Annotated in this window: 14 protein-coding genes; 10 read left to right on the top strand and 4 right to left on the bottom strand. The window is 46.4% G+C overall.

Translation table 11 applies throughout. The features are described 5' to 3' along the window. Nucleotides 1-469 precede the first annotated feature (469 nt). Nucleotides 470-781, top strand: coding sequence for a DUF6679 family protein (locus QUA77_RS05700; protein WP_006633466.1), 312 nt, complete (start codon nucleotides 470-472; stop codon nucleotides 779-781). Nucleotides 782-1,106: 325 nt separating this feature from the next. Here the strand turns inward: QUA77_RS05700 and QUA77_RS05705 are convergent, their stop codons facing one another. Next, a complete protein-coding gene (locus tag QUA77_RS05705; RefSeq protein WP_333036402.1) occupies nucleotides 1,107-2,741 on the bottom strand; it encodes an MBL fold metallo-hydrolase in 1,635 nt (544 codons plus the stop codon). 1,638 nt (nucleotides 2,742-4,379) lie between these two features. Between QUA77_RS05705 and QUA77_RS05710 the strand changes: the two genes are divergently transcribed. From QUA77_RS05710 to QUA77_RS05735, 6 genes are all read left to right on the top strand, one after another. Next, entirely contained in the window at nucleotides 4,380-5,570 is a 1,191-nt protein-coding gene (locus QUA77_RS05710) for a glycosyltransferase (protein ID WP_333036321.1), read from the top strand. A gap of 75 nt (nucleotides 5,571-5,645) precedes the next feature. Further along, a complete protein-coding gene (locus QUA77_RS05715) occupies nucleotides 5,646-6,995 on the top strand; it encodes a glycosyltransferase (RefSeq protein ID WP_333036322.1) in 1,350 nt (449 codons plus the stop codon). Between the two features lie 109 nt (nucleotides 6,996-7,104). After that, a complete protein-coding gene (locus tag QUA77_RS05720) occupies nucleotides 7,105-7,248 on the top strand; it encodes a hypothetical protein (RefSeq protein WP_333036324.1) in 144 nt (47 codons plus the stop codon). Nucleotides 7,249-7,280: 32 nt separating this feature from the next. Next, nucleotides 7,281-8,036 carry an ABC transporter permease gene (locus QUA77_RS05725; RefSeq protein WP_333036325.1) on the top strand — a complete coding sequence of 252 codons (756 nt, stop codon included), beginning with the start codon at nucleotides 7,281-7,283 and terminating at the stop codon, nucleotides 8,034-8,036. Next, a complete protein-coding gene (locus tag QUA77_RS05730) occupies nucleotides 8,037-10,109 on the top strand; it encodes a Wzt carbohydrate-binding domain-containing protein (protein ID WP_333449520.1) in 2,073 nt (690 codons plus the stop codon). It abuts the gene before it with no gap. A 135-nt stretch (nucleotides 10,110-10,244) separates the two neighbouring features. Next, entirely contained in the window at nucleotides 10,245-12,665 is a 2,421-nt protein-coding gene (locus tag QUA77_RS05735; RefSeq protein WP_333449521.1) for a sulfotransferase, read from the top strand. Between the two features lie 59 nt (nucleotides 12,666-12,724). Here the strand turns inward: QUA77_RS05735 and QUA77_RS05740 are convergent, their stop codons facing one another. Both QUA77_RS05740 and dxs read right to left on the bottom strand, forming a co-directional pair. Then, entirely contained in the window at nucleotides 12,725-13,945 is a 1,221-nt protein-coding gene (locus QUA77_RS05740; protein WP_333449522.1) for an NAD(P)/FAD-dependent oxidoreductase, read from the bottom strand. A 234-nt stretch (nucleotides 13,946-14,179) separates the two neighbouring features. After that, a complete protein-coding gene (dxs, locus tag QUA77_RS05745; RefSeq protein WP_333449523.1) occupies nucleotides 14,180-16,087 on the bottom strand; it encodes a 1-deoxy-D-xylulose-5-phosphate synthase in 1,908 nt (635 codons plus the stop codon). Between the two features lie 268 nt (nucleotides 16,088-16,355). On the opposite strand from dxs, the gene QUA77_RS05750 reads away from it, so the two are divergent. Then, nucleotides 16,356-16,529, top strand: coding sequence for a hypothetical protein (locus QUA77_RS05750; RefSeq protein ID WP_333449524.1), 174 nt, complete (start codon nucleotides 16,356-16,358; stop codon nucleotides 16,527-16,529). 271 nt (nucleotides 16,530-16,800) lie between these two features. On the opposite strand, the gene QUA77_RS05755 is transcribed toward QUA77_RS05750, so the two are convergent. Next, nucleotides 16,801-18,939, bottom strand: a complete 2,139-nt coding sequence (locus tag QUA77_RS05755) for a protein phosphatase 2C domain-containing protein (protein WP_333449525.1) — start codon at nucleotides 18,937-18,939, stop codon at nucleotides 16,801-16,803. Nucleotides 18,940-19,273: 334 nt separating this feature from the next. On the opposite strand from QUA77_RS05755, the gene QUA77_RS05760 reads away from it, so the two are divergent. Next, nucleotides 19,274-19,705 carry an NfeD family protein gene (locus tag QUA77_RS05760; RefSeq protein ID WP_333036337.1) on the top strand — a complete coding sequence of 144 codons (432 nt, stop codon included), beginning with the start codon at nucleotides 19,274-19,276 and terminating at the stop codon, nucleotides 19,703-19,705. 116 nt (nucleotides 19,706-19,821) lie between these two features. Beyond that, complete coding sequence (locus tag QUA77_RS05765; RefSeq protein ID WP_333036338.1) at nucleotides 19,822-20,790, top strand: SPFH domain-containing protein; 969 nt, start codon at nucleotides 19,822-19,824, stop codon at nucleotides 20,788-20,790. Nucleotides 20,791-20,916: the final 126 nt, after the last annotated feature.

Raw genomic sequence — 20,916 nt, forward strand, 5'->3', positions numbered from 1 at the left:
AGGCAGAGTCTGTTTTTATTGTCGCTGTTTGAGTGTCGCTTTAGAGCTTTCGCTTTGAGATTTGAGATTTGAGATTGAGCCAAGAGGCGTTAGTGGGCGATCAAACAAACGTCGAAACAAAAGGTTTCTGGGGAAGTAGAGGCAAAAGAGAGCGAGATTTTTGAGGCAGAGTCTGTTGTTATTGTCGCTGTTAATCGGGTGCTGTCGTCAAGTCCTAATGCTCCAATCTATGCTGGCAAATGCCTCTCACGAGGGATGCCACTGGCTGCAGAACCTGTAATTGGATAAATGGCGTACTAGATAGATTTGGTGGTAAAATCAAATTTGGTAACTCCCATCGGTACAAAAGTTGCGGAAAACGTGAAACTGGCCAGTCCATACGGCTGTGCCTTCCGATGTAAAACCCAAAGTACGTTACGGTAAACAGACCATATTTTAAGCAAGTTACACTGCGCAGGAGAACTGACAAATGCTACAGCGCAAAATCTATCAACTCTGTTGTGATGGTCGTGAGGTTTCTATTTTTCTTCGAGATCAGCAACGTTGGATAGAGCGCGCTCGTATCCTAGATATTGAAGGGGATCTAGTCACGCTGCGCTACGAAACCGACGAAGAAGACGAAATCAGCTCTTGGGAAGAAATGGTGCGTCTCGAAAGTATTGGAGCTGTGTCCCAGAAGTTGGCTTCGGTGTCCCGAACTAACTGCGAACCCCTAGTTTCTGACGATTGTCCCGAAGCCGAACAAATTCGCAATCACTACCCGGACTCGAATTTGGAATAGTTTTGAGCTCGCGCTTGAGGCACAAGGAAAACTTGGGGGAAAAGAAAACTACTTTTCTCCCTTTTTTGTGGAGAAATTATTATGCAAAAAACTCGGTTGAGGCCGAAAATATTCTGGGTTGTGACCACATAAGCTATTTTGCCTTTAAATTTAAGCTTGATGGCGGGATATGCTGCCCACGCGACAAGAGCGTAAGTACACAGTAGTTTAAAAATTCAATGGGCGACAGCTTACCCCTGCTGAAACCGGGTTTTTTGTCTGGGTGCGTCCAGGGCTGTTCTTTTGTTTTCTAGGCCTGCAGGCTGGTTTCTAGATGCCCGACAGCTTATTCGCCGTCTGTTTCGCCATCTAGGAAAAGTTCCGACTCCGGTATCGCTTTAAACACGGGACAGTAACCGTCGGGGGTAACTTTAAAGCCAAACAAAGCACTGGACTGGTTCCAACAGCGCTGGCTGCGGTAGTGCTGACAATTGCCGCAGCATTCGAGGTTGGTCTGAACGGCGCTGCCTTGAAAAAGGAGTTCCCGCTGGGAGATGCCCCGCAGTACCAGTTCTTCGCCTTGCCAGCGCGCTTCTACCAAACCGGTATCGGCAAAATTGGCCCACCGAGGATCGGCTGTAATCGGACTGGGCAAGCTAATTGCTACCTCTGTCCCCAATTCGCTGACCTCTCCCTCATAGTTAGTTTCTGGGATAGCGGGCTGCAAAAACATTTCCCCGATCGGCAATTCGACAAGTGTTCCGGCCGCCGGAGTGTGCAACTGGTAGCGGTTTCGCAGCTCGTCCAAGTTAGCCAAGTCAGCCAAATATGCAGGGGAACCGTGGAGTAAAATTACGTGCTGGGGACGCAAATTGTGGATGAGTTGGGTCGTCCCGGGCCCGTCGCAGTGTTCGGCTAGCAGATAAGTTTCGACACTTGTGACTCCAGATTCGGGCCTGTTGCCCAGCCAGTCGCTGACGGGATATCCTGGTTTTTGAGGGGCGAGCAAAATCCAAGGATGTGTGCCATCGGCAACATACAAAGCCAAATCAGCTATTTGGTCAGTAATCACAATACAGGGCGTGGCTCCCAATCCGGGGCGTTGTTCGGCAGACAGCCTGCGGACGCGGGGTTTCACCCTTTCGTCCCAAAACAAAGGTTGGTGCAGAGCAAAATTTTGGACGGCGGTGGGAAATTGGGGTAACAGTTCCAGATAAGCGTCGCACCCCTCGGCGACAGTGCCGTCCACCCAAATATCCAAGTCGCGGCCAGTAAAGTAGTGGTGACTGCGGAGCAGCATCAGCATTTCTTGCCCCAAACCAAGAGCCGGGGCGGGCAGCAGTACCGAGTAACCGTCGGCGATGGCGCGGTGGATGCGATCGGCTAACTGATTTTCTAGTTGTCGGCGGTGAGGGTGGCGCGCCGTGCCGTAACTGCCTTCCAAAATTAACACATCAGGCTTCATGCCCCTGAGTTCTCCCAGGGGCAAACCTTCCACCAAACGAGAATTGGACAGGAAAAAGTCGCCGGTATAAACCACTGTGTAGGTGCGGTGCGGGGCTGCATAAGTCAGCAGCACAGTCGCCGCTCCGGGCAAATGGCCCGACGGGAACAACTGCACGCTCAGTCCTGGGCGCACTTCGAGCGGCGACTGCCAGGGCAGTCCCTGACAGAACCTGGACTCTGGCTGATGAGCCACTTCTGGCCAGTTGAGCGGTAGCAGTCGCGCTGTCACTTCGCTGGCGTAAATTGGCAAGTGGGGGAAAGATTGATGGAGTGCTAGCAAACCTCTGGCATGGTCAGAGTGGGCGTGGGTACACACCACAAAATCGGCTGGCAGCGATCGATTTAGTGTCGCTGATAGCGGTGCAATATCCTCTATACCGCAGTCGAGTAAAATGCGGTGCGGCCCCATTCGGACTAGCAGACAGACCCCTTCCTGTGCGTGGCCTGCGCCGTAAGGTAAACAATCGAGATCCATCACTGCGGTTAGCTCCCTGCTTTGCACGCAACTTGCAGTATCGCCACTTTTAAACATTGGTTGCGACTGCATTCATTCGATCGAGTTCAGTCTCGGACGCTGAAACCGGGTTTGATGAACGAAAACACTTTGTTGCCGCCCTCGCTCCCGGTAAAAAAAACCCGGTTTATCTAAAGTTGTGGTGCGTAAGCCCTGGAGTTAAATGTTTGCTCGAAGGCTCCGGCTCTCGTGCAAGGAAAGTAATTGCACTTAAGATTTGATGCAGCGCCAAGAAAGCGATTTTCCGAAGGCATTGGCCGGACGGGCATTCGGCCTTCGACAAAGTTCAGGCTACTGGTTCTGGCATCAAAAGTTACATTTTATTGCACCATGTAAGAGTAGCGAACTCGATCTCATATTCTGAGTTTTAAACCTTTTTCCACAATTTGCGCCTGCTAAAAGCTAGTCTTTTTTATGAGAAGATTTTAATTCAGATGCCCAAAGATCTTGATAAAACTTTACAATTCTTCATTTTTAGGGTTTTGAGGGCAGTGTATAGTCCAATCTGAAAAACGGAGAACCAGCATCGTGCTAGCTAACTGCTTTTGTCAGGGCAGAGAGAGGCTTTATGAGTTTGATCGGTTTCTTTGTAAAAGTTTGATACATTCTTCTAAGCAAACCTTGTGGCTATCGAGGAGAGAGTTTAAATGGCTTTTTGACGCCGCCCAAAAACGGATATAAGTTTCCGACAGGAATCAGCAGCAGCTCAAAGTTTTAGACTGTTGTTCAAGCTCCAGATTCATCTGTAGAGTAAATCTCAAATCGTTCGACTGAGGGCGACTCGACAGCTCGCCCAACGTCTGAGCGCGGCTCGACTTAGCTGGACTCGACGGCTCGCCCAAAGTCTCGCCGAAGTATCAAAACTCAAATCTAAAATCGGCTAACTGGCCCATAATTAGGTTTGTTTATTTCTCTCCTTGACTAGGGGACAAAACGATGTGTTTTTTTGTTTTACCCCAAAAATAGCCACATAAATCCCCCGACAAGAGATGATATTCATCATATAAAAATACCACGAGCTTGCCAGAAGTAATCTCAGCTCGTTCAGTCTCCAATCAGCCTGTAATCTCCTGTTTTTTTATCATTGCTGCGTCTTATTTAGGGTGGAGTTTGGGACGTTTTTTCAGCTAATTCGTGCGCGGTTTAACCGCCAAAGTTTTAATGGCGAGAGTGTTTAATTGTTTGGTATGTTTTAGAGAATAGTACCCGATCGCAATTAAAGCTGAAATGAGGGGCGATCGCACAAACCCGGTTTTATCAAAAAATCTGGTTGTGAGATTTGGTATTAATGGGAGACTGGGGAGGACGCCGACGGCAAATAACGGCTGCAATTGACACGTGCATTGAGGTACGAATGTTTTCGATAAAAAAAATCTTATGATGTAGGAAAAAAACTTGACATCAGCGGGTCATCGAAAGTAAAAATAAATAATAGCCATAACCAAATGAGGCTTTATGTTTGATTCGCGATCGGCGCTCGGCAAGTATGGCATTGAGAAGTTGCTATTCCATAAAACAATTTCGGGTAAAAAACATCCGGTAATATACGGAGTATCTAAGATTTTTTCGCAATCTAAAATCTAAAATCTAAAATCTAAAATGGCAACAGCTATTCTTGAGCTGGAAATCTCCAAACTCCCGCCAGAAATTACGGTTGAGGAGCGTTACAGCAAAGCCTTAATTTTAATTCGACTACACGGAAAACCGATCGGTCAAGCTCTTTTTCACGTAGTTGGAGGCCGCATTGGCGGTGACGAATTACGGAAAACACTGAGGAATTGTGCTGGTGACAACTTCTGGAAAAACTTGGTCTACGACACTCTAGAATGGGATGAGCGGGGGTCGGTGGAGGCATTGTCGCTCGCCACAGTAGCGGTTTGCACGCGCGATCGACCGGAAGATTTGCGGCGCTGTCTAGACGCGCTGATGCAGCTCCCAGACGAGGGTCAGGAATACTTAGTAATTGACAATTGTCCCAGCACGGACGCTACCAAGGAACTGGTCAAAAATTACCCACAAGTCCGCTATGTGCGGGAAGACGTACCAGGCTCCAGCGCTGCCCGTAACCGAGCTTTACGCGAAGCTAAACATGAATTCGTAGCCCTTACAGATGATGATGCTGCCCCCGATCCGAACTGGCTGCGATCGCTCTTGCGAAATTTCAGCGATCCACGAGTGATGTGCGTCACGGGGCTGGTGATGCCCTTGGAACTGGAAACCGAAGCCCAAGAATGGTTTGAGTGCTACAGCCCCCACGGGCGGGGATTTGAGCGCCTAGTGTTTGATGGGGCGCACTGCAATCCTCTGATTGTGCATCTTGTGGGAGTTTCGGCGAGTATGGCTTTGCGGAAAAGTTCGATCGACTACATTGGCCTGTTTGACGAAGCTTTGGGGGCGGGAACGCCCACGGTGGGTGGCGAAGACTGTGAACTCTTTGCCCGCATTTTGCGCGCTGGCTACTGCATTGTCTACGAGCCGAGAGCATTGAGCTGGCACCGCCATCGGCGCACTTGGGAAGAATTGCGAAAAACGCTCCAAGGCTACGGCATCGGAGTCTATGCTTTCTGGACGCGGATGTTTGTAATCAACAGAGAATTCAGTGTGCCTGTGTTAGCCTTGTCATGGCTGTTGTACAAACAAATTCCTGAACTAATTGCTTCTTTGCGAAAGCAAGCGGATTCTATCCCTAGTGATTTGCTTTTGGCTCAACTGCGGGGCTGTGTCAGTGGCCCGATGGCTTATTTTGTGTCTCGCAAGTGGTTGCAAGAAATTAAGGGGAGCAATAAATAGGGATTTTTAGATTATTTTTAACCGCAGATGAAATGCAGATGAAATGCAGATGAAGTTAATTTTGATAATGTAAATATGGAAAATTTAACAGTTAGCGTAATTATTCCCACTCACAACCGAAGTTCTTCGCTGCGGCGCGCTCTTGATGCTTTGCACTCGCAGACTTATCCGATTGACCTAATGGAAGTTACAGTAGTCGCAGATAGTTGCATTGACGATACTTTGGCAATGTTACAAGACTACAAAGCTCCGTTTAAACTGCACGCGATGGAGGTAAATTGCCGGAGTGCTTCCATCGCCCGCAATACCGGAGCAGCTTCGGCTACCGGGCAATTGCTGCTGTTTCTGGACGATGACATCGAAGCGCTGCCGTCTTTAGTCGAAAGCCACGCGCGGGCACACCAAGTGCGTCCGGGCTGTGCTGTCATGGGTCCTTATCCGCCAAAGTTGCAGGGAGGAACTACATTGTTTGGCGTACATGTGCGGGCTTGGTGGGAAGACAAGTTTTATCAGATGAGTCAGCCTGGTCACCGATTTACTTATCAAGATTTGCTCAGCGGCAACCTTTCTTTGGATGCAGAACTGTTTGCTCGTCTCGATGGCTTTGATTCGGCTTTCGGGGACTGCGGCGGGGAAGATTACGAGTTTGGGGTGCGTTTGCTGAAAGCTGATGTACCTTTTGTTGTGGCTGCTGAAGCAGTGGGCTTTCATTACGAACACGAAACCAACAATCTCGATCGCTCTTTCCGCCGAGCTCGTCAGGAAGGGCGATCGGATGTTTTGATCGGCCACCGACACCCGGAACTTAGACCGATACTGCCGGTAGCAGTCTACGAAACTGCTGACTCGCTGGTGGATCAAATTGTGGTGGCGGTCACGTTTTTCTGGCCGGCTGCTGTGGATTGGCTGGCACTGGGACTGAGAAAATTTCTTGATTTACTCGAAAGCCTGCGGATGCGGGGAACTTGGCGGTGGTTGCGGCCAAAATTGCGCGGTTATTGGTATTTGCGGGGTGTCATCGATGAGTTGAAAAGTCGATCGGCTCTTTCTAGTTTTATGCAAGGTGAGCCTACTCATGCTGACTTGGGCAGACATGAAATTGAAATCGATTTGCAGGAAGGTTGGGAAGCAGCAGAACGAATCATTGACGAGCAAAAACCCGAGGGCATTTACCTCCGTTACGGTGAACTGTCAGTCGGTCACGTCACTCCCAAATTCGGTGTAGAGCCACTGCGGGGCGCTCACTTGCGATCGATTCTGGCGCTTGACTTTCCCGAACCCCTGGCTCGGGCGATCGCGGTTAAAGGTATGCCCAAAAGTGCTGCTCATTCTGAGCCTATCTTAGTGGACAACACCCTACTTCAACCTCTACTTTTATTTACACTATTGGACAATAAAAAGCTGAAAAGTTCATCCTATAACTGACATAATTAGGCAAAATAAGCAACCAAAAATAGAGGTGTAATGAACCATTGAAGTAAGTATAAATAAATAGGAATTGAAGTAAAAATAACAAAAATTAAAAATGGTAATTATGGCAATAAAATTAATTGAAGCTGATTTTTTAGAACCAATTGCTGACAAGCTGACCCTGGTGCCGACTCAGAATTTGGTTAAGATTCAGCCCTGGGAGGCCTCCGGGCTAGAACCTCAGATAGCTGCCGGAGGTGTGCGGTGAGAAATGCGAAAACGTTCGTCGATGGGCGCAAAATGGCTCATTGGTTCGATTTGCTGCGGGTGTTGGTCGATCGCGAGATGAAATTACTTTACAAGCGATCGACCTTGGGGATTGCTTGGACTTTAATCAGTCCGCTGTTACAGTTGGCTGTATTTTCCTTTTTGTTTCGGTCTGTTGTACCCCTTAATATTCCAAAATTTTCTTCCTTTGCTTTCAGCGGCTTGTTAATCTGGAATTGGTCTCAAACGGTATTATTTAAATCAACGGCATTAATTACCAATAATAAGGCACTAATCAGGCAGCCAAATTTCCCCTCGGCAATTTTGCCGGTAGTCACGACGACGACTGGGCTCATTCACTTTTTCTTAGCATTGCCGGTGTTACTTATCTTTCTGGCAATTGATGGCGTTCATCTGAATGCAGTGCTATTTTTGTTGCCCCTGCTGATGATTATTCAGTTTTTCCTGACAGTTAGTTTTGCTTATCCCCTTGCCGCTTTGAATGTCACTTTTCGGGACACTCAGCACACTTTGGGAGTAGTTTTGCAGATGCTGTTTTACCTGACTCCGATTTTCTACGACATCAGCAGCGTCCCGGAAAAATTTAAGATTTTTTATTACTTAAATCCAATGGTGCCACTGATAGAAGCTTACCGCGCCATACTGCTCAAAGGTATGCCGCCCGATTGGCGGGTTCTGTTAATTTTGACCTTGGCTGTGGCGGCTCTTTTGCCCATCGGACTGGGAATTTTTAGACGGCAAAGCGATAATTTTGTGGAGGAGTTGTAAATGCGTGAAGCAATTATTGTCAAGGGCTTGGGTAAGCGTTTTAACCGCTACTCTACCGCGAAACCTTATACGATTATGGAAGCCGCTTTGTCCGGTTGGTGGCGGCTGAAGCCGGAGTCGCGTTTTTGGGCGCTGCGGAATATAAATTTTACTGTTTCTCCTGGGGAAATGCTAGGAATTCTTGGCAAGAATGGCGCGGGAAAATCAACGCTGCTGCAATTAGTCGGCGGGATTGGTCACGCTGAGGAAGGAACTATTAAAGTTAACGGCCGAATTGGCGGCTTGTTGGATTTGGGTGCGGGTTTTCACACGGATCTAACGGGCAGAGAAAACGTGTTTGTGGGTGCGGTGGTGGCAGGTTTGACTCGCCGCGAAGTGGCGCGCAGGTTTGACGATATTGTGGAATTTGCAGAGTTAAAACAGTTTATTGACAGCCCGATGCGGACTTACAGTACGGGGATGAAAATGCGGCTGGCTTTTTCGGTGGCGGTGCATACCGATCCAGAAGTGCTGTTAGTTGATGAACATTTGTCGGTTGGTGATGTGGCTTTTCAAACTAAATGTTTGAACAAGATAACTGAGTTTAAGAATCAAGGATGTGCGATTGTTTTGATTTCTCACACCGCATCGCAAATTCAGAAAATGTGCGATCGGGCATTGTGGCTGAAATCAGGTGAAGTCGTGGCTTATGGGGAACCGGAAGTGGTAGTTGGTCAGTATTTGTCAGAAATGCGATCGTCCACAGAAAATCGCACTCCCCTGCCTGCTGCTGAAGCTACAAGTAGCAACTCGCCACTGCGAGGGAATCAGAATCGCTTCGGTTCTATGGAAGTAGAAATTACCGATGTCAAAGTGTCGCCAAATACGGAAATAGATAGCGGTGATGCTATTAGCATTGAAATTCATTATTCGGTGTCCCAAGAAATTTCTGCTGCTATTTTTGCCGTGACAATCAGCAGAGAAGATGGTCAAAGCTGTTTTGAGACTAATACTAATCAAATGGGCAGACTGCTGCCGCTGGTGAAAGGGAAAGGCAAAATCCGGCTGCAAATAGATAGGCTGGATTTAGGAAACGGTCAGTATTATGTGAATGCTGGGGTTTACGAGGAAACTTTGGCTTACGCCTACGATTATCATTGGCAGGTTTATCCGCTGTACGTACGATCGACTGTAAACCAAAAAACGATTCTTTGTCCGCCGTTCCGCTGGGAATTTGAGGGCAAAATGCCGCTTATGGATTTAGCCGAACCAGCCGCTGAAACTTACGATTTGGATAAGAATAATCCCGGCTACGCCAAGATTTTGACTCAGTTGGCAAATAAGCAAAAACCTAACTTTTTAATGATTGGTGCTCAAAACTGTGGCACGGAATCTCTATACGGCCATCTCGCAAATCACTTGCAAATTATCAAAGAAGGTTCCCAGGACATTCACTTTTTTGAATTAAATTTTGAGCGTGGTGTTGATTGGTACAGCAAGCAGTTGACGCGGAGTGTAGCGAGTGAGAAGGTGATCCTATGGGAGATGACTTCTTACTATATTTATCATCCTTTGGTGGCGGAGCGAGTTTACAAGTGTTTCCCGGAAGTTAAGCTGATTGTAATGCTGCGAAACCCCGTAAAACGAGCGTGGATGCACTATCATTTAGAAGTGGCGAGCGGCTGCGAAAAGTTGGATTTTGAAAAGGCGATCGCTTCAGAACCTGATAGACTCAAAGGTGAGATTGAAAGAATCCAAGCTGATGAAAAATATTACAGTTTTAATCACCAGCATTATTCTTATTTGTCGCGGGGAATTTATGTAGAACAAATCAAAAATTGGCTCGACTATTTTCCGAGAGAACAGTTGCTAATTATCAAAAGCGAAGATTATTACGCACATACAGGCCAAGTTTTTTCGGAAGTGTTAAATTTTTTGGAAATTAGTTCGAGTGCAAGTAAAGAAGATGAAATTAATCAGGTCGATGAATACAGCAAAATGCCACCTAAAATCGAACAAGAATTGACAAATTATTTCAAACCTTACAATCAGGAACTTTCTGATTTGTTGCATGAAGATTTTAGTTGGAGTTAGGAAAAAAGTTTTTAACCGCAGAGATGCCAGAGATAAACATCAATCATACCTTTTTCTTTTATTCCTCTGGATCTTGTGCGCTCTCTGCGATTCATTAAAAAAATCTCATCCACAAACCATTTATCAGGTATAAAAATGCAACGGATATTTTTAGTAGGCTCTCCGAGAAGTGGCACAACCATGCTTCAAAGTTTATTAGCCGCTCATCCTGAAGTTATTTCTTTTCCTGAATCTAAGTTTTTTCACTATTTACTGTACAAGAAGTTTGCGGGAAAGTTGCCAGGTAGGATGGAAGCTTTTTTTAAGGATGAGATTAGTCGGCCTGAACTTTTGCAAGATTTTGATGATAGTCAAACTGTGGCAACTAAAGTTAGTTGGTTTGTCGGAGTTTTGGATGGTTTGGCGGCGGAACAAAACAAAAGTATTTGGTTGGAAAAAACGCCGGAACACATATATTTTATTGAAGATATACAGCGCTTGTTGCCGGATGCTAAATTCATACATATTTTGCGAAACAGTATGGATACAATAGCTTCTCTGCATGAGGCTACGAGGAATTCTCATGATTTGTGGGGGCCTGGTTGGGATTTAAACCACTGTATCCATCGCTGGAAGGAGGCGATGTTAATTAGTCACAAATATGCTAAAAATTCTAATCATATATTAGTCAAATATGAGGAAATACTCGATAATAAAGTCAAAAAGTTAGAAGAAATTTGTGATTTTATGAAAATCAAATATGATGATAGAATGCTGGAATTATATCAAGAAAAAGCTGCTAATCTCAGTTTAAATCTACCTTGGCACCAAGGGATCGGAAGAGAGGTTAAAAGTAATAAAGTTCACAAATATCATAAAATTTTAAAAACGAATGAAATCAGATATATTTTAGATAAGATTAAGCGAGTCAAGGGTGAAATTGCCTGGAAAGTTGCGGTGGAAGTGAGCGAACCAATTTCCGATATTTGTGATCTTCCGCAAATATACGATCGCCTGTGCTGTACGATCAAACTAGAAGGAATTAAACTCGGTATTATTGAATTGCCGATTTGCGATGGCATGGTTGCGGCTTCGGTGTTGGCGGATGCGATCGCATCCCAGTTTGCTTGGCCAATTCTCGATCGCTTCTTTCAACGCAATCGCTGCGAAAAAGGCAATAAATGGTGGGAAACTTTGCTGGAACCATTGCAGCCTAAACATGACTGGACGCTCTTTTTGCAAGAATTATGGGGGCGTCCGCATTGGCATTTGGAGGATTTCTACAAGCCAGAAATAGCTGAGGAAGTCTCAACAATTACGCTCGAAAAAGATTTGATGGCTGTAGAAGTTAGCGAGGAATTTACTAATATACAAGTTGAGCTTTCTGAAATAGACGTGCTGGTGAAAGTAGGCGGTGTTGCTGTCGGTATTGTAACTGTTGCGGTGGAAAATAATTTTGTTTCAGCTCAAAAATTGCGATCGACAATTACTCGAAATAGCGGTTTTGAGTTGTGCGTCGCCGCCGTGCGAGAAGCTTTGCTGGGAAAACCGCTCAACGGCAAGAAATCGCTACGATCGCGCCTAGCCTCTTGTGCTCAACAAAGGTCTAATTTGCCCGACTGTTTGAATGCACCGGGTGCTGGGGGCATTTACCCACCAAATGCGGTGATATTCGGCAGGCGATCGGGTGCGATCGGGACAAGTGTCAGCCGTCGCGCCTCACTCCCGGCGGCGGCGCTGCAGGAAATCGAGTCAGCCGCGGCAATCGCTGGGGAACCGACAATGCAAATTCCCCAAGAAAACGAGTTTCCAAAGCCAGTATTTTACGCACCGGAAATCCTGAGTTCAAAATCTTCTTATCGGGAAGTTTCTCACTCGCTGAAACCTCAAGTTTTGGACAATCATAGCGTTACACAAAAACTCCCGATTCTCTGCTACCGCCGCATTTCTCCTGACGGTTTAAACGCAGTTACTCCCCAAATTTTTGAACAACAGTTACACAAATTTAAAAATCAGGGTTATTACAGTGCGACTTGGGAAAATTGGCGAAGCGCAAAACTGGCTAAAACTCCTTTACCCGGTAAAGCTGTATTGATGACATTTGACGGCGGCTATCTGGACTTTTTCCAATATGCTTGGCCTGTGCTAAAACGCTTTGATTTTACAGCAACTGTTTTTCTCGTAGCGGAGTCAATAGGAAAGACAAATAGTTGGGAAAAAGCCGAATTTGAAGAAGTGCAGTTAATGGGATGGCCAGAAATTTTGCAACTGCGGGATGCCGGAATTGAATTCGGTTCTATGTCTGCTACTCATCAACCTTTGAGTGCATTGTCGCCGACAGAAATTGTGCGGGAGGCGGCAAAATCCCGTGCTATCTTGGAACGGGGATTAGAGAAATCTGTTAAATGTTTTGCCTATCCTTACGGGGATGTCGATCCAATTGTAGCGCATTTAATTGGAGCGAGTGGATATACTTTTGGTGTATCATATAAATTAAATTATAGCAGTTTTGACGATAATTTATTGTCGCTGCCGCGCATTCAAGTCACCGCAAAAAATGCCTTAAAATTAGCTTAGTAAGGTGCGTAAATCAGCCAGATTTTTCCCTCAACTAACAATCTCTCAACGGACGCAACTTACAATTTAAATTTCTTAATCAATTTCTTGATTTTTCTCTGCAAATAACCGCCTAACCCTCGGGAAATTTTCTCAAATTTATAATAAAATAAAATATCCATCACATCTTCAGTTTTCATATACTTTAAATAAGAAATCATTTTATCGGTTAGTTCATCATTAACATCATCGATATACTTTCTCACGGCCAACCTTTCTGAAATATTCCATTTCTGATCAAACTTGTGGTGCATTTCCGTCTCATAATCCCGAAAATCTGAGATTTTCCCTTCCAAATATCTTTGAATATATTTGCCCGCGATTTCGGCACCATCCATCCCGTGTCTAATCCCTTCGCCACCCAAAAAATTTACTGTCGAAACACTATCGCCGATCGCAATTATATTATCCTTGCAATAAATATCCTTCAAACCAGGGCTGTACTTCAGAGTCGAACCGTGTTTGTCAATAATTTTATAATTTTTTGACTTCAGATATTCATCAATCAGTAAATCAATATATTTTTTCAGCGGTGACAAATGCCTCACCGTTTTCGGATCTAAAAAAATGCGACCCGCACCAACTTTCAGCCTGTTTGGTTCCATTGGGAATATCCAGGAATAACCCTTCGGCATCCATTTATCGCCCAAAAAGAAGATTAAATCACCGCTGTATTTATTGTAAACTTCTGGCTCTACTTCAATTAAATATTCGATTCCGGTTCCCGACAAAAAATCTGGCTTATCATTCTCTTTTTGGTACATAACCGCCCTAGCAAAGCCAGTAGCATCAACCAATATTTTCGTACTAACTTTGATTATTTGACCGTCGGATAACTGTTTAAATTCTACGGTTGTTTCGCCCTTGGCTTGTGAATGTCGGGTGTAGCGATAACCCAGCCAAACTTCACCGCCAAATCGCTCAACTTCGCTGGTCAAAAATGCTCTAAATTTAGCAAAGTTGAGAACAACTCCCAAGCTTTCGGGAGACTCCCAACTTTGACTGATTTTGCTAGTTTCAATAGTAAGTTTATGCCAAAAACTGCCGATAACGGATTCAGGCAAATCGAATTTAGAGAGGGTTTCTAGAGGCGTGGCGGCGCTAGAAAAGTCATTTTTATTAAAATTGTCGTTTTGCTCTGCCAGCAAGACTTTGTGGCCGGATTGGGCTAGGATTCTCGCACAGTGACCGCCTGCAGGGCCGGCTCCTACTATTACTATGTCAAAACTTTTTAAATTCATTTTGCTTTTAACTCGCTTCCAATGTCAAAACACCCGCAGACATATCGCAATGGTAGTTATGACGCTACTACTATTCAAATTGCTTCAAACGGTCAAATTTTAGGTAGAGTTCTGAATGGGACACCATCGGACTTGCGGGGTCGTTTTATTACACTGTCATAGATCGGGTATTTCTTAGAATTAGTCTCGAATGAATGGTAAGGTGCGCTAGGCGCACCCTACAATCCTAGCTATTTACACGCTAACAGGAGACTGTTTGCGGCTGAATGTTGCTAAGATACGATCGCACATTTGCGACGGATTTAATCCCAAACTGGCAAATGATTGTTCAGGCGTTGCATGATCTACCAATGTATCGGGTACACCCAACCGCATCACTGGAACAACAACATTATTGTCCAACAAAGCTTCGGCTACTGCTGAACCAAAGCCTCCCATCAAACAGCCTTCTTCCATTGTGACAACTTTGCCGATTCGCTGTGCCAAAGGCAAGATTAATTCGGTGTCCAAAGGCTTGACAAAACGCGCATTGATCACAGTTGCTTCAATACCGTGCTCGCTCAGAATCTGGGCGGTTTGCATTGCCGGATAAACCATTGAACCGTAACCCAAAATCAGCACATCGTCGCCGTTGCGGAGAATTTCAGCTTTGCCGATCGGCAATTCTTCCCAACCTTCTTCCATCAAAGGCACGCCGTAACCGTTGCCGCGCGGGTAACGCATGGTGATCGGGCCACTTGTGTGGTTGATTCCCGTGACTATCATCCGCTGCAATTCTGCCTCATCTTTTGGTGCCATAATTGTCATATTTGGCAGGCACCGCAAGAAGGCAATGTCGTACATTCCTTGGTGAGTTGGGCCGTCAGCACCGACAATGCCGGCGCGATCCAAACAGAAGAAAACTGGCAAATTTTGGATGCAAACATCGTGAATTATTTGGTCATAGCCTCGCTGCACAAATGTCGAGTAAATTGCCACAACCGGGCGCATTCCTTCGCAGGCTAAACCAGCGGATAAAGTCACGGCGTGTTGTTCGGCAATCCCGACATCAATGTACTGTTTTGGCAGTTTTTCATGAAGTTTATCCAGACCGGTTCCGGTTGCCATTGCAGCGGTAATGCCGACAATTTTGGGATTATCTTCTGCTAGCTTGACGAGGGCGTGGGCAAAGACTTTCGAGTAAGCTGGAGGCTTGGGTTTAGTGGATGGAATGCCTTTGCCGGTGGCTAAGTTAAAGGGATTTTGGGCGTGATATCCTACTTGGTCTTTTTCGGCGATCGCATATCCTTTGCCTTTCACCGTCACAACGTGCACTAGCACCGGCCCTTGGATAGTATGAGCTTGTTTGAAAGTGGTAATTAACTCTTCCAAATTGTGTCCATCTACCGGGCCCATGTAAGTAAAGCCCAATTCTTCAATTACTGCTCCAACTTTTGAGACGGCCAAGCGTTTCATCCCTTCTTTGAGGCGTTCCATTTCAGGAGTAAAAGTTTCGCCGACAAAGGGAATGTGTTTAAATTGTTCCTCTAAGTTATCTTTGAGAAATTGCACCGGTGGCGACAATCGCATCTTGTTCAAATAGCGGGTAATTGCGCCGACGTTGGGCGAGATTGACATCTCGTTGTCGTTGAGCACAACTAACAAATTGGTTTTCGGCATATGGCCCGCGTGGTTGATCGCTTCAAGTGCCATGCCGCCAGTCAATGCGCCGTCGCCGATGACTGCTACAGTTTTAAAGTTTTCCCCCTTGAGGTCGCGCGCCATCGCCATTCCTAACGCTGCGGAAATACTTGTGGAAGCGTGGCCTGCGCCGAAGTGGTCGAATTTGCTCTCGCAGCGCTTGAGATAGCCTGCAACGCCGTCTTTTTGGCGTAGGGTGTGGAATTGGTTGTAGCGGCCAGTGATTAATTTGTGAGGATAAGCTTGGTGGCCGACATCCCAGGTAACTTTGTCGCGATCGAGGTCGAGTGTTTGGTAGAGTGCTAAGGTCAGTTCGACTACACCCAATCCTGGGCCGAGGTGGCCGCCGCTAGCCGCTACAGTTTCTAAATGCTTTTCTCGAATTTGTCGGGCAATTTGTTCGAGTTGATGAATCGAGAGGCCGTGTAATTGGTTTGGGTGAGTCAGTTCGCTGAGATGCATATTTTAAAATCTTGCTCCTGTGAATCAGGACGAATGCTTAACAGATATAGGTTGAGCCTGCGACGTTGGGTACGGGCAAACGTTAGAATAGTTTAACGGTTATTTGAGGAAAACTGTTAGGCGTAAGATTTTTGTTATTTTTGGCCTGGTAATTATAGTTAATAAATTGCGCGCCGTCAATATAAAAAAAGCTTATGTTGTTAGTTGCTAATGGCTAGTTGTTAGCTGCATGGAGATTCTTAAGCATTTTTAACTACTTTTTCTAGTGATGGCTGACTTTTTAGCCATGTTGTTTCTGCTGGCGGACTATGATACAAAATCCTTAACTTTGATGGAGCATCTCATATTTGTAAAAACACTTCTTCTGGCTCCTTCCTTCTGCCTCAAAACTTTAATTTCTAGCTTTGCTGCTTTCATTGAGATGCTCCCCTGTGAAGTGTGATTTATATACAGCGTATTCCAGGTTTATGAAGTACACCCCAGAAACCAGGTTTCTTTACAGTTCTCGCATCCTTACTGATTCTGTTCAAAAAACCCGGTTGATCGCGATCTACATCTACATGGAATATGCTGTAAATCAACAACCTCTACCAGAAATCATTCCATTTACACTGGAAAAGTTTTCCCGAATTTGGATAGTAGAGAGCTGCGACGCTCGAAGCATTATTTTGTAAGCTCAAAAGTCGATTCGGGCGACGGCGAGAGACTCTCCCTTACTCCGCTGATGGCAAAGGAGTTTCCCCTTCTTCGGGCGGCGGAATTTCCGCAGGACTCGATTCGGGCGACGGCGAGGGACTCTCGCTATCGGGCAGCGGAATTTCCGCAGGAGTCGATTCGGGCGACGGCGAGGGACTCTCTGACCCGGGCGAGGGAGTCTCCGAAGGAATCGGGGCGGGAGTTTCCGGCGGTGGCGGAAGTGGTGCGGGCTCTGGCTGGCGGCTTTGGAGGCTTTGCACCCACAAACCTAAACCGCCGCCGGCTAATATCAGCCCCAACACCCCCAGTAGTGGCAGCGGCAGCTTGGAGCGCCGTTTTTGAACTGGTTCCGGGGCGGGGGAAGTTTCGGGGTACAACAACTGTTTGGACGATTCTGAAAGCTGAGATTCTGGAATCCTCCCGGACTTCTGGAGGGATGCCGCGAGGGAAGGCGGCAGCGACACCGAGGCTGACACTGGCGCTGACGCCGGCGCTGACGCCACCGCCGGATCAAACAGTACCAATCTCTCCGGGGACATCCGACAGTGAGTCGCCACTACGGAGGTGTTGTCATAACCGTTTTTCTCGTTGGCGAGACGAATCCAAGACTGAACCGCAGCTTCCAAAGACATTTTGCCCTCAAGCACCTCTGGGCCGTAATTCTCCCAAGATTTCTCTACCCAGTCGTTGTCGCTCAAACCGTCGGAACACAGCAGCAGTAAGCCTTCCTCTTCGACAATAAATCGCTGAATCGTCGGGCGCAGGAAATCGGCGTCCCGCGTGCCCAAAGCTTGAGTCAGGGCTCCTGCATCGGCTCGCAGTTGAGTTTCCCAGTACAAACAGTGTCCTAGCTGGACTTCCCTTGAAGCTACGTCGTCGTCCACAGTCAGCCGGTGACAGTAATTTTTGCCAATCCAATAAGCCCGGCTGTCTCCAACATTGACTAAATAAAGTTCGTGACTGTTATTCGAGGGCAAATCCTCGGAAATTTTCACTTTTTGAGGCAACTGGAGGGCCATCACCAAAGTCGTCCCCATCCGCTGCCGCAACTCTTTTCCCTGCTCATTATTTTGAGCGGAAATCACATTATTCACAACTCTGACTATTTCTTCGAGTTGCTTGATCACCATTGTTGGCGTCATCAACTCTTCTTGTTCAGCAATTTCTGCGAGCAAATTTTGGATTAAAGCTTTCAGGGACTGCACGGCTAATTGACTGGCAACTTCTCCTCCTTCGTGGCCTCCAACCCCGTCGCAAACCATTGTCAAGTAAGGAATTAATTTGTCGTTCCCTGAAGTTTTGCTAGATTGAAAATCAGCAGCAGTCGGATAGCAACTGTCTTCATTTTGGGAGCGCTGCGGCCCGGTATCAGTCATGCCGACTACTTCTAAGTGCAGAGGCAATTTAGCGGCTTGTTCTAATAGTAAATCGTTGAGTTCCAGGGCGATCGCGTCGAAATTCATGCTGCTGCGGCGCATAAACTGACAAATCTCTCCGAGTTTCGACTGCACCTCGGGTTGCGCTGATTCCACCAAACCTGACCACACATCTCCCAAATCCCGCAGCGTCGGTACAAAATTTCCTCGGTGCAGTTCCAGCAGGCGTACCCGCCAACCTTCCACCCGCAAATTTTCCGGTACCAGCAAACTCGAAGCGACTCCCTGTTCCGACAGCGGCGCCCACAGTTGGAGCATTTGCCACAGCCAGTAAACTTGGCGCGCGGCGCTTGTCCCAGACCAAGACTCTAAAATAGAAGGATACAGGCGACCGAAATTATTGATGGGCACATTTTCCAACAAGAGCACCTCTGTCGCTTCCGGTGCTTCCCCCAGAGAACAATAACCGTATACTTCCGGCGTATGCAGCCGTTGGGGATACAAATGCAGGTAAGGCATAATGCTATCCGGCAGTTGTTCCGGGACGCTCGGAGGCAGAACTGGACGGCTGTCGAGCCAGATTTGGGGTGCAATGACAAAGTATCGATCGGCTATTACCTTACCCGCCGGCACTTCCTCGGCTGCTTGTCCCACCACCCACACATAGCGATAAATTAAATCCGTTTCGCACGCTGCACAGTGCTGGCGGCCAAAGGTATTGCGGGGCTCGGCACAGCTAAGATTCGGGCAATAAATGGGTTCGGAGAAACTGCTGATCATATCGAAATAGTTTGTGTAAAAACATTCTGAAGATATATGATTCGCAAGCCCAAATTCATGAGCTTGAGAATAAACTGATTTTAGCCCCTATCAATTTCTTAACTGCCTTTGGGCCTCTAGAAATTGTAGTTTCTGCCAGTCTGCACCGGCTTAAATTGTAATTTAAGTTACTAAACTCAGACTTGGAGTACGATGGAAGCCTCAACCTGGTACCGCTGCGCGAAAAATCGCTCTGAGGGGCTGCAAGTCGCAAACCCTTGCATAGTCAGTTGTTGGCAATTCTTAAATCTTCAATTTCAAATCTAAGATCTAAATAGTATCACCTATTCTTTTTATGATCTTGACTCCTACGCTCCTTTGGCTACTAGCTGGGTCTTTGCTCTGTTTGACAGAGCTATTTCTCCCGACTGCTTTTGTCGCTTTTATGATGGGACTGAGCGCCTTTGCCGTAGCTGGATGCTCTCTAGTTCTACCTTACGTTAATTTACAAATATTCCTCTGGATGGTATTTTCGACCGTTTTTGTGCTGCTGTCTCGGCGGTTGATACCAAAAGGCACGGCAAAGGCGATCGCAGATTCTCAGGAAGCAAAAACTTTAACAGAAATTTCCCCTGGAGAAGCCGGCCGAGTCATTTATGAGGGGAATTCTTGGCAAGCTCGCTGCGAAGACACGAACGCCACCATCCCCCCCAACCAAAACGTAATTGTCGTCGGACGGAAAGGCACTACTCTGATAGTTGTGCCAGAAAATCTCTTGCATTCTTAAACAAAATGCGTAATTAATCACAGACAATTAGTAGTTAATAATTAGTGATTAGGCATCATTCATTAGCCAGTGGTCAACAGTCAACATTTAAGAGTCAACATTTATAGGAGGCGACCGTGGAACAAATTTTTTTACTCGTATTTTTAGCTTTAGGCGGCTCAGCCCTCGCAGGTTCCGTCAAAATTATCAATCAGGGAAATGAAGCATTGGTGGAAACTTTAGGTAAATACAACGGCAAGAAACTGGAACCCGGTTTGAATTTTGTCACGCCATTTCTCGATCGCGTCGTGTACGAGCAAACAATTCGGGAAAAAGTCTTAGATATTCCTCCGCAAGCTTGTATCACCCGCGACAACGTTTCCTTCACGGTTGATGCTGTGGTTTACTGGCGCATTGTAGATTTGGAAAAAGCTTGTTACAAAGTAGAAAATCTCCAGTCAGCAATGGTAAATATGGTGCTGACTCAAATTCGCGCCGAAATGGGTCAACTGGATCTCGAACAAACCTTTACTGCTCGTTCTCAAATTAATGAAATATTGCTCAGAGATTTAGATATTGTTACCGATCCTTGGGGAGTGAAAGTAACGCGGGTAGAATTGCGCGATATTATCCCTTCTAAAACTGTACAGGAATCGATGGAATTGCAGATGGCAGCCGATCGACGCAAGCGGGCGGCAATTCTGACATCCGAGGGCGAACGCGAGTCAGCAGTTAACAGCGCCAAAGGTAAAGCTGAAGCGCAAGTTTTGGATGCAGAAGCGCGCCAAAAAGCGACAATTTTGGAGGCGGAAGCTCAACAAAAGGCGATCGTCCTAAAAGCTCAAGCAGAACGCCAAAGTCAGGTTTTGAAAGCTCAAGCTACTTCTGAGGCCTTGCAAATAATCGCCAAAACTCTGCAAAATGACCCCACTGCCCGGGAAGCTTTACAATTTTTGTTAGCTCAAAACTATCTGGATATGGGTCTAAAAATTGGCACCAGCGACAGCAGCAAGGTGATGTTTATGGACCCGCGCAGCATTCCCGCGACGCTCGAAGGAATGCGATCGATAGTTGGGGAAGGTAATAATAATGAGGTGAAAAAGTAGGGAGGGAAGCATCTCATATTTGTAAAAACACTTCTTCTGGCTCCTTCCTTCAGACTCTTTCCTCCTGCCTCGCAGCAAGAGAGCCTCCTGCCTCAAAACTCCAATTTTGGGCTTGGCTGCTTTCAT

Origin of the sequence: Microcoleus sp. K5-D4 (assembly GCF_036704575.1) — a bacterium.
Taxonomy (GTDB): Bacteria; Cyanobacteriota; Cyanobacteriia; order Cyanobacteriales; family Microcoleaceae; genus Microcoleus.

Excerpts from the sequence above, each read along its gene's own strand:
- QUA77_RS05700 (WP_006633466.1), top strand. The coding sequence starts at position 470 with ATGCTACAGCGCAAAATCTATCAACTCTGTTGTGATGGTCGTGAGGTT.
- QUA77_RS05705 (WP_333036402.1), bottom strand. The coding sequence starts at position 2,741 with ATGGATCTCGATTGTTTACCTTACGGCGCAGGCCACGCACAGGAAGGG.
- QUA77_RS05710 (WP_333036321.1), top strand. The coding sequence starts at position 4,380 with ATGGCAACAGCTATTCTTGAGCTGGAAATCTCCAAACTCCCGCCAGAA.
- QUA77_RS05715 (WP_333036322.1), top strand. The coding sequence starts at position 5,646 with ATGGAAAATTTAACAGTTAGCGTAATTATTCCCACTCACAACCGAAGT.
- QUA77_RS05720 (WP_333036324.1), top strand. The coding sequence starts at position 7,105 with ATGGCAATAAAATTAATTGAAGCTGATTTTTTAGAACCAATTGCTGAC.
- QUA77_RS05725 (WP_333036325.1), top strand. The coding sequence starts at position 7,281 with ATGGCTCATTGGTTCGATTTGCTGCGGGTGTTGGTCGATCGCGAGATG.
- QUA77_RS05730 (WP_333449520.1), top strand. The coding sequence starts at position 8,037 with ATGCGTGAAGCAATTATTGTCAAGGGCTTGGGTAAGCGTTTTAACCGC.
- QUA77_RS05735 (WP_333449521.1), top strand. The coding sequence starts at position 10,245 with ATGCAACGGATATTTTTAGTAGGCTCTCCGAGAAGTGGCACAACCATG.
- QUA77_RS05740 (WP_333449522.1), bottom strand. The coding sequence starts at position 13,945 with ATGAATTTAAAAAGTTTTGACATAGTAATAGTAGGAGCCGGCCCTGCA.
- dxs (WP_333449523.1), bottom strand. The coding sequence starts at position 16,087 with ATGCATCTCAGCGAACTGACTCACCCAAACCAATTACACGGCCTCTCG.
- QUA77_RS05750 (WP_333449524.1), top strand. The coding sequence starts at position 16,356 with ATGGCTGACTTTTTAGCCATGTTGTTTCTGCTGGCGGACTATGATACA.
- QUA77_RS05755 (WP_333449525.1), bottom strand. The coding sequence starts at position 18,939 with ATGATCAGCAGTTTCTCCGAACCCATTTATTGCCCGAATCTTAGCTGT.
- QUA77_RS05760 (WP_333036337.1), top strand. The coding sequence starts at position 19,274 with ATGATCTTGACTCCTACGCTCCTTTGGCTACTAGCTGGGTCTTTGCTC.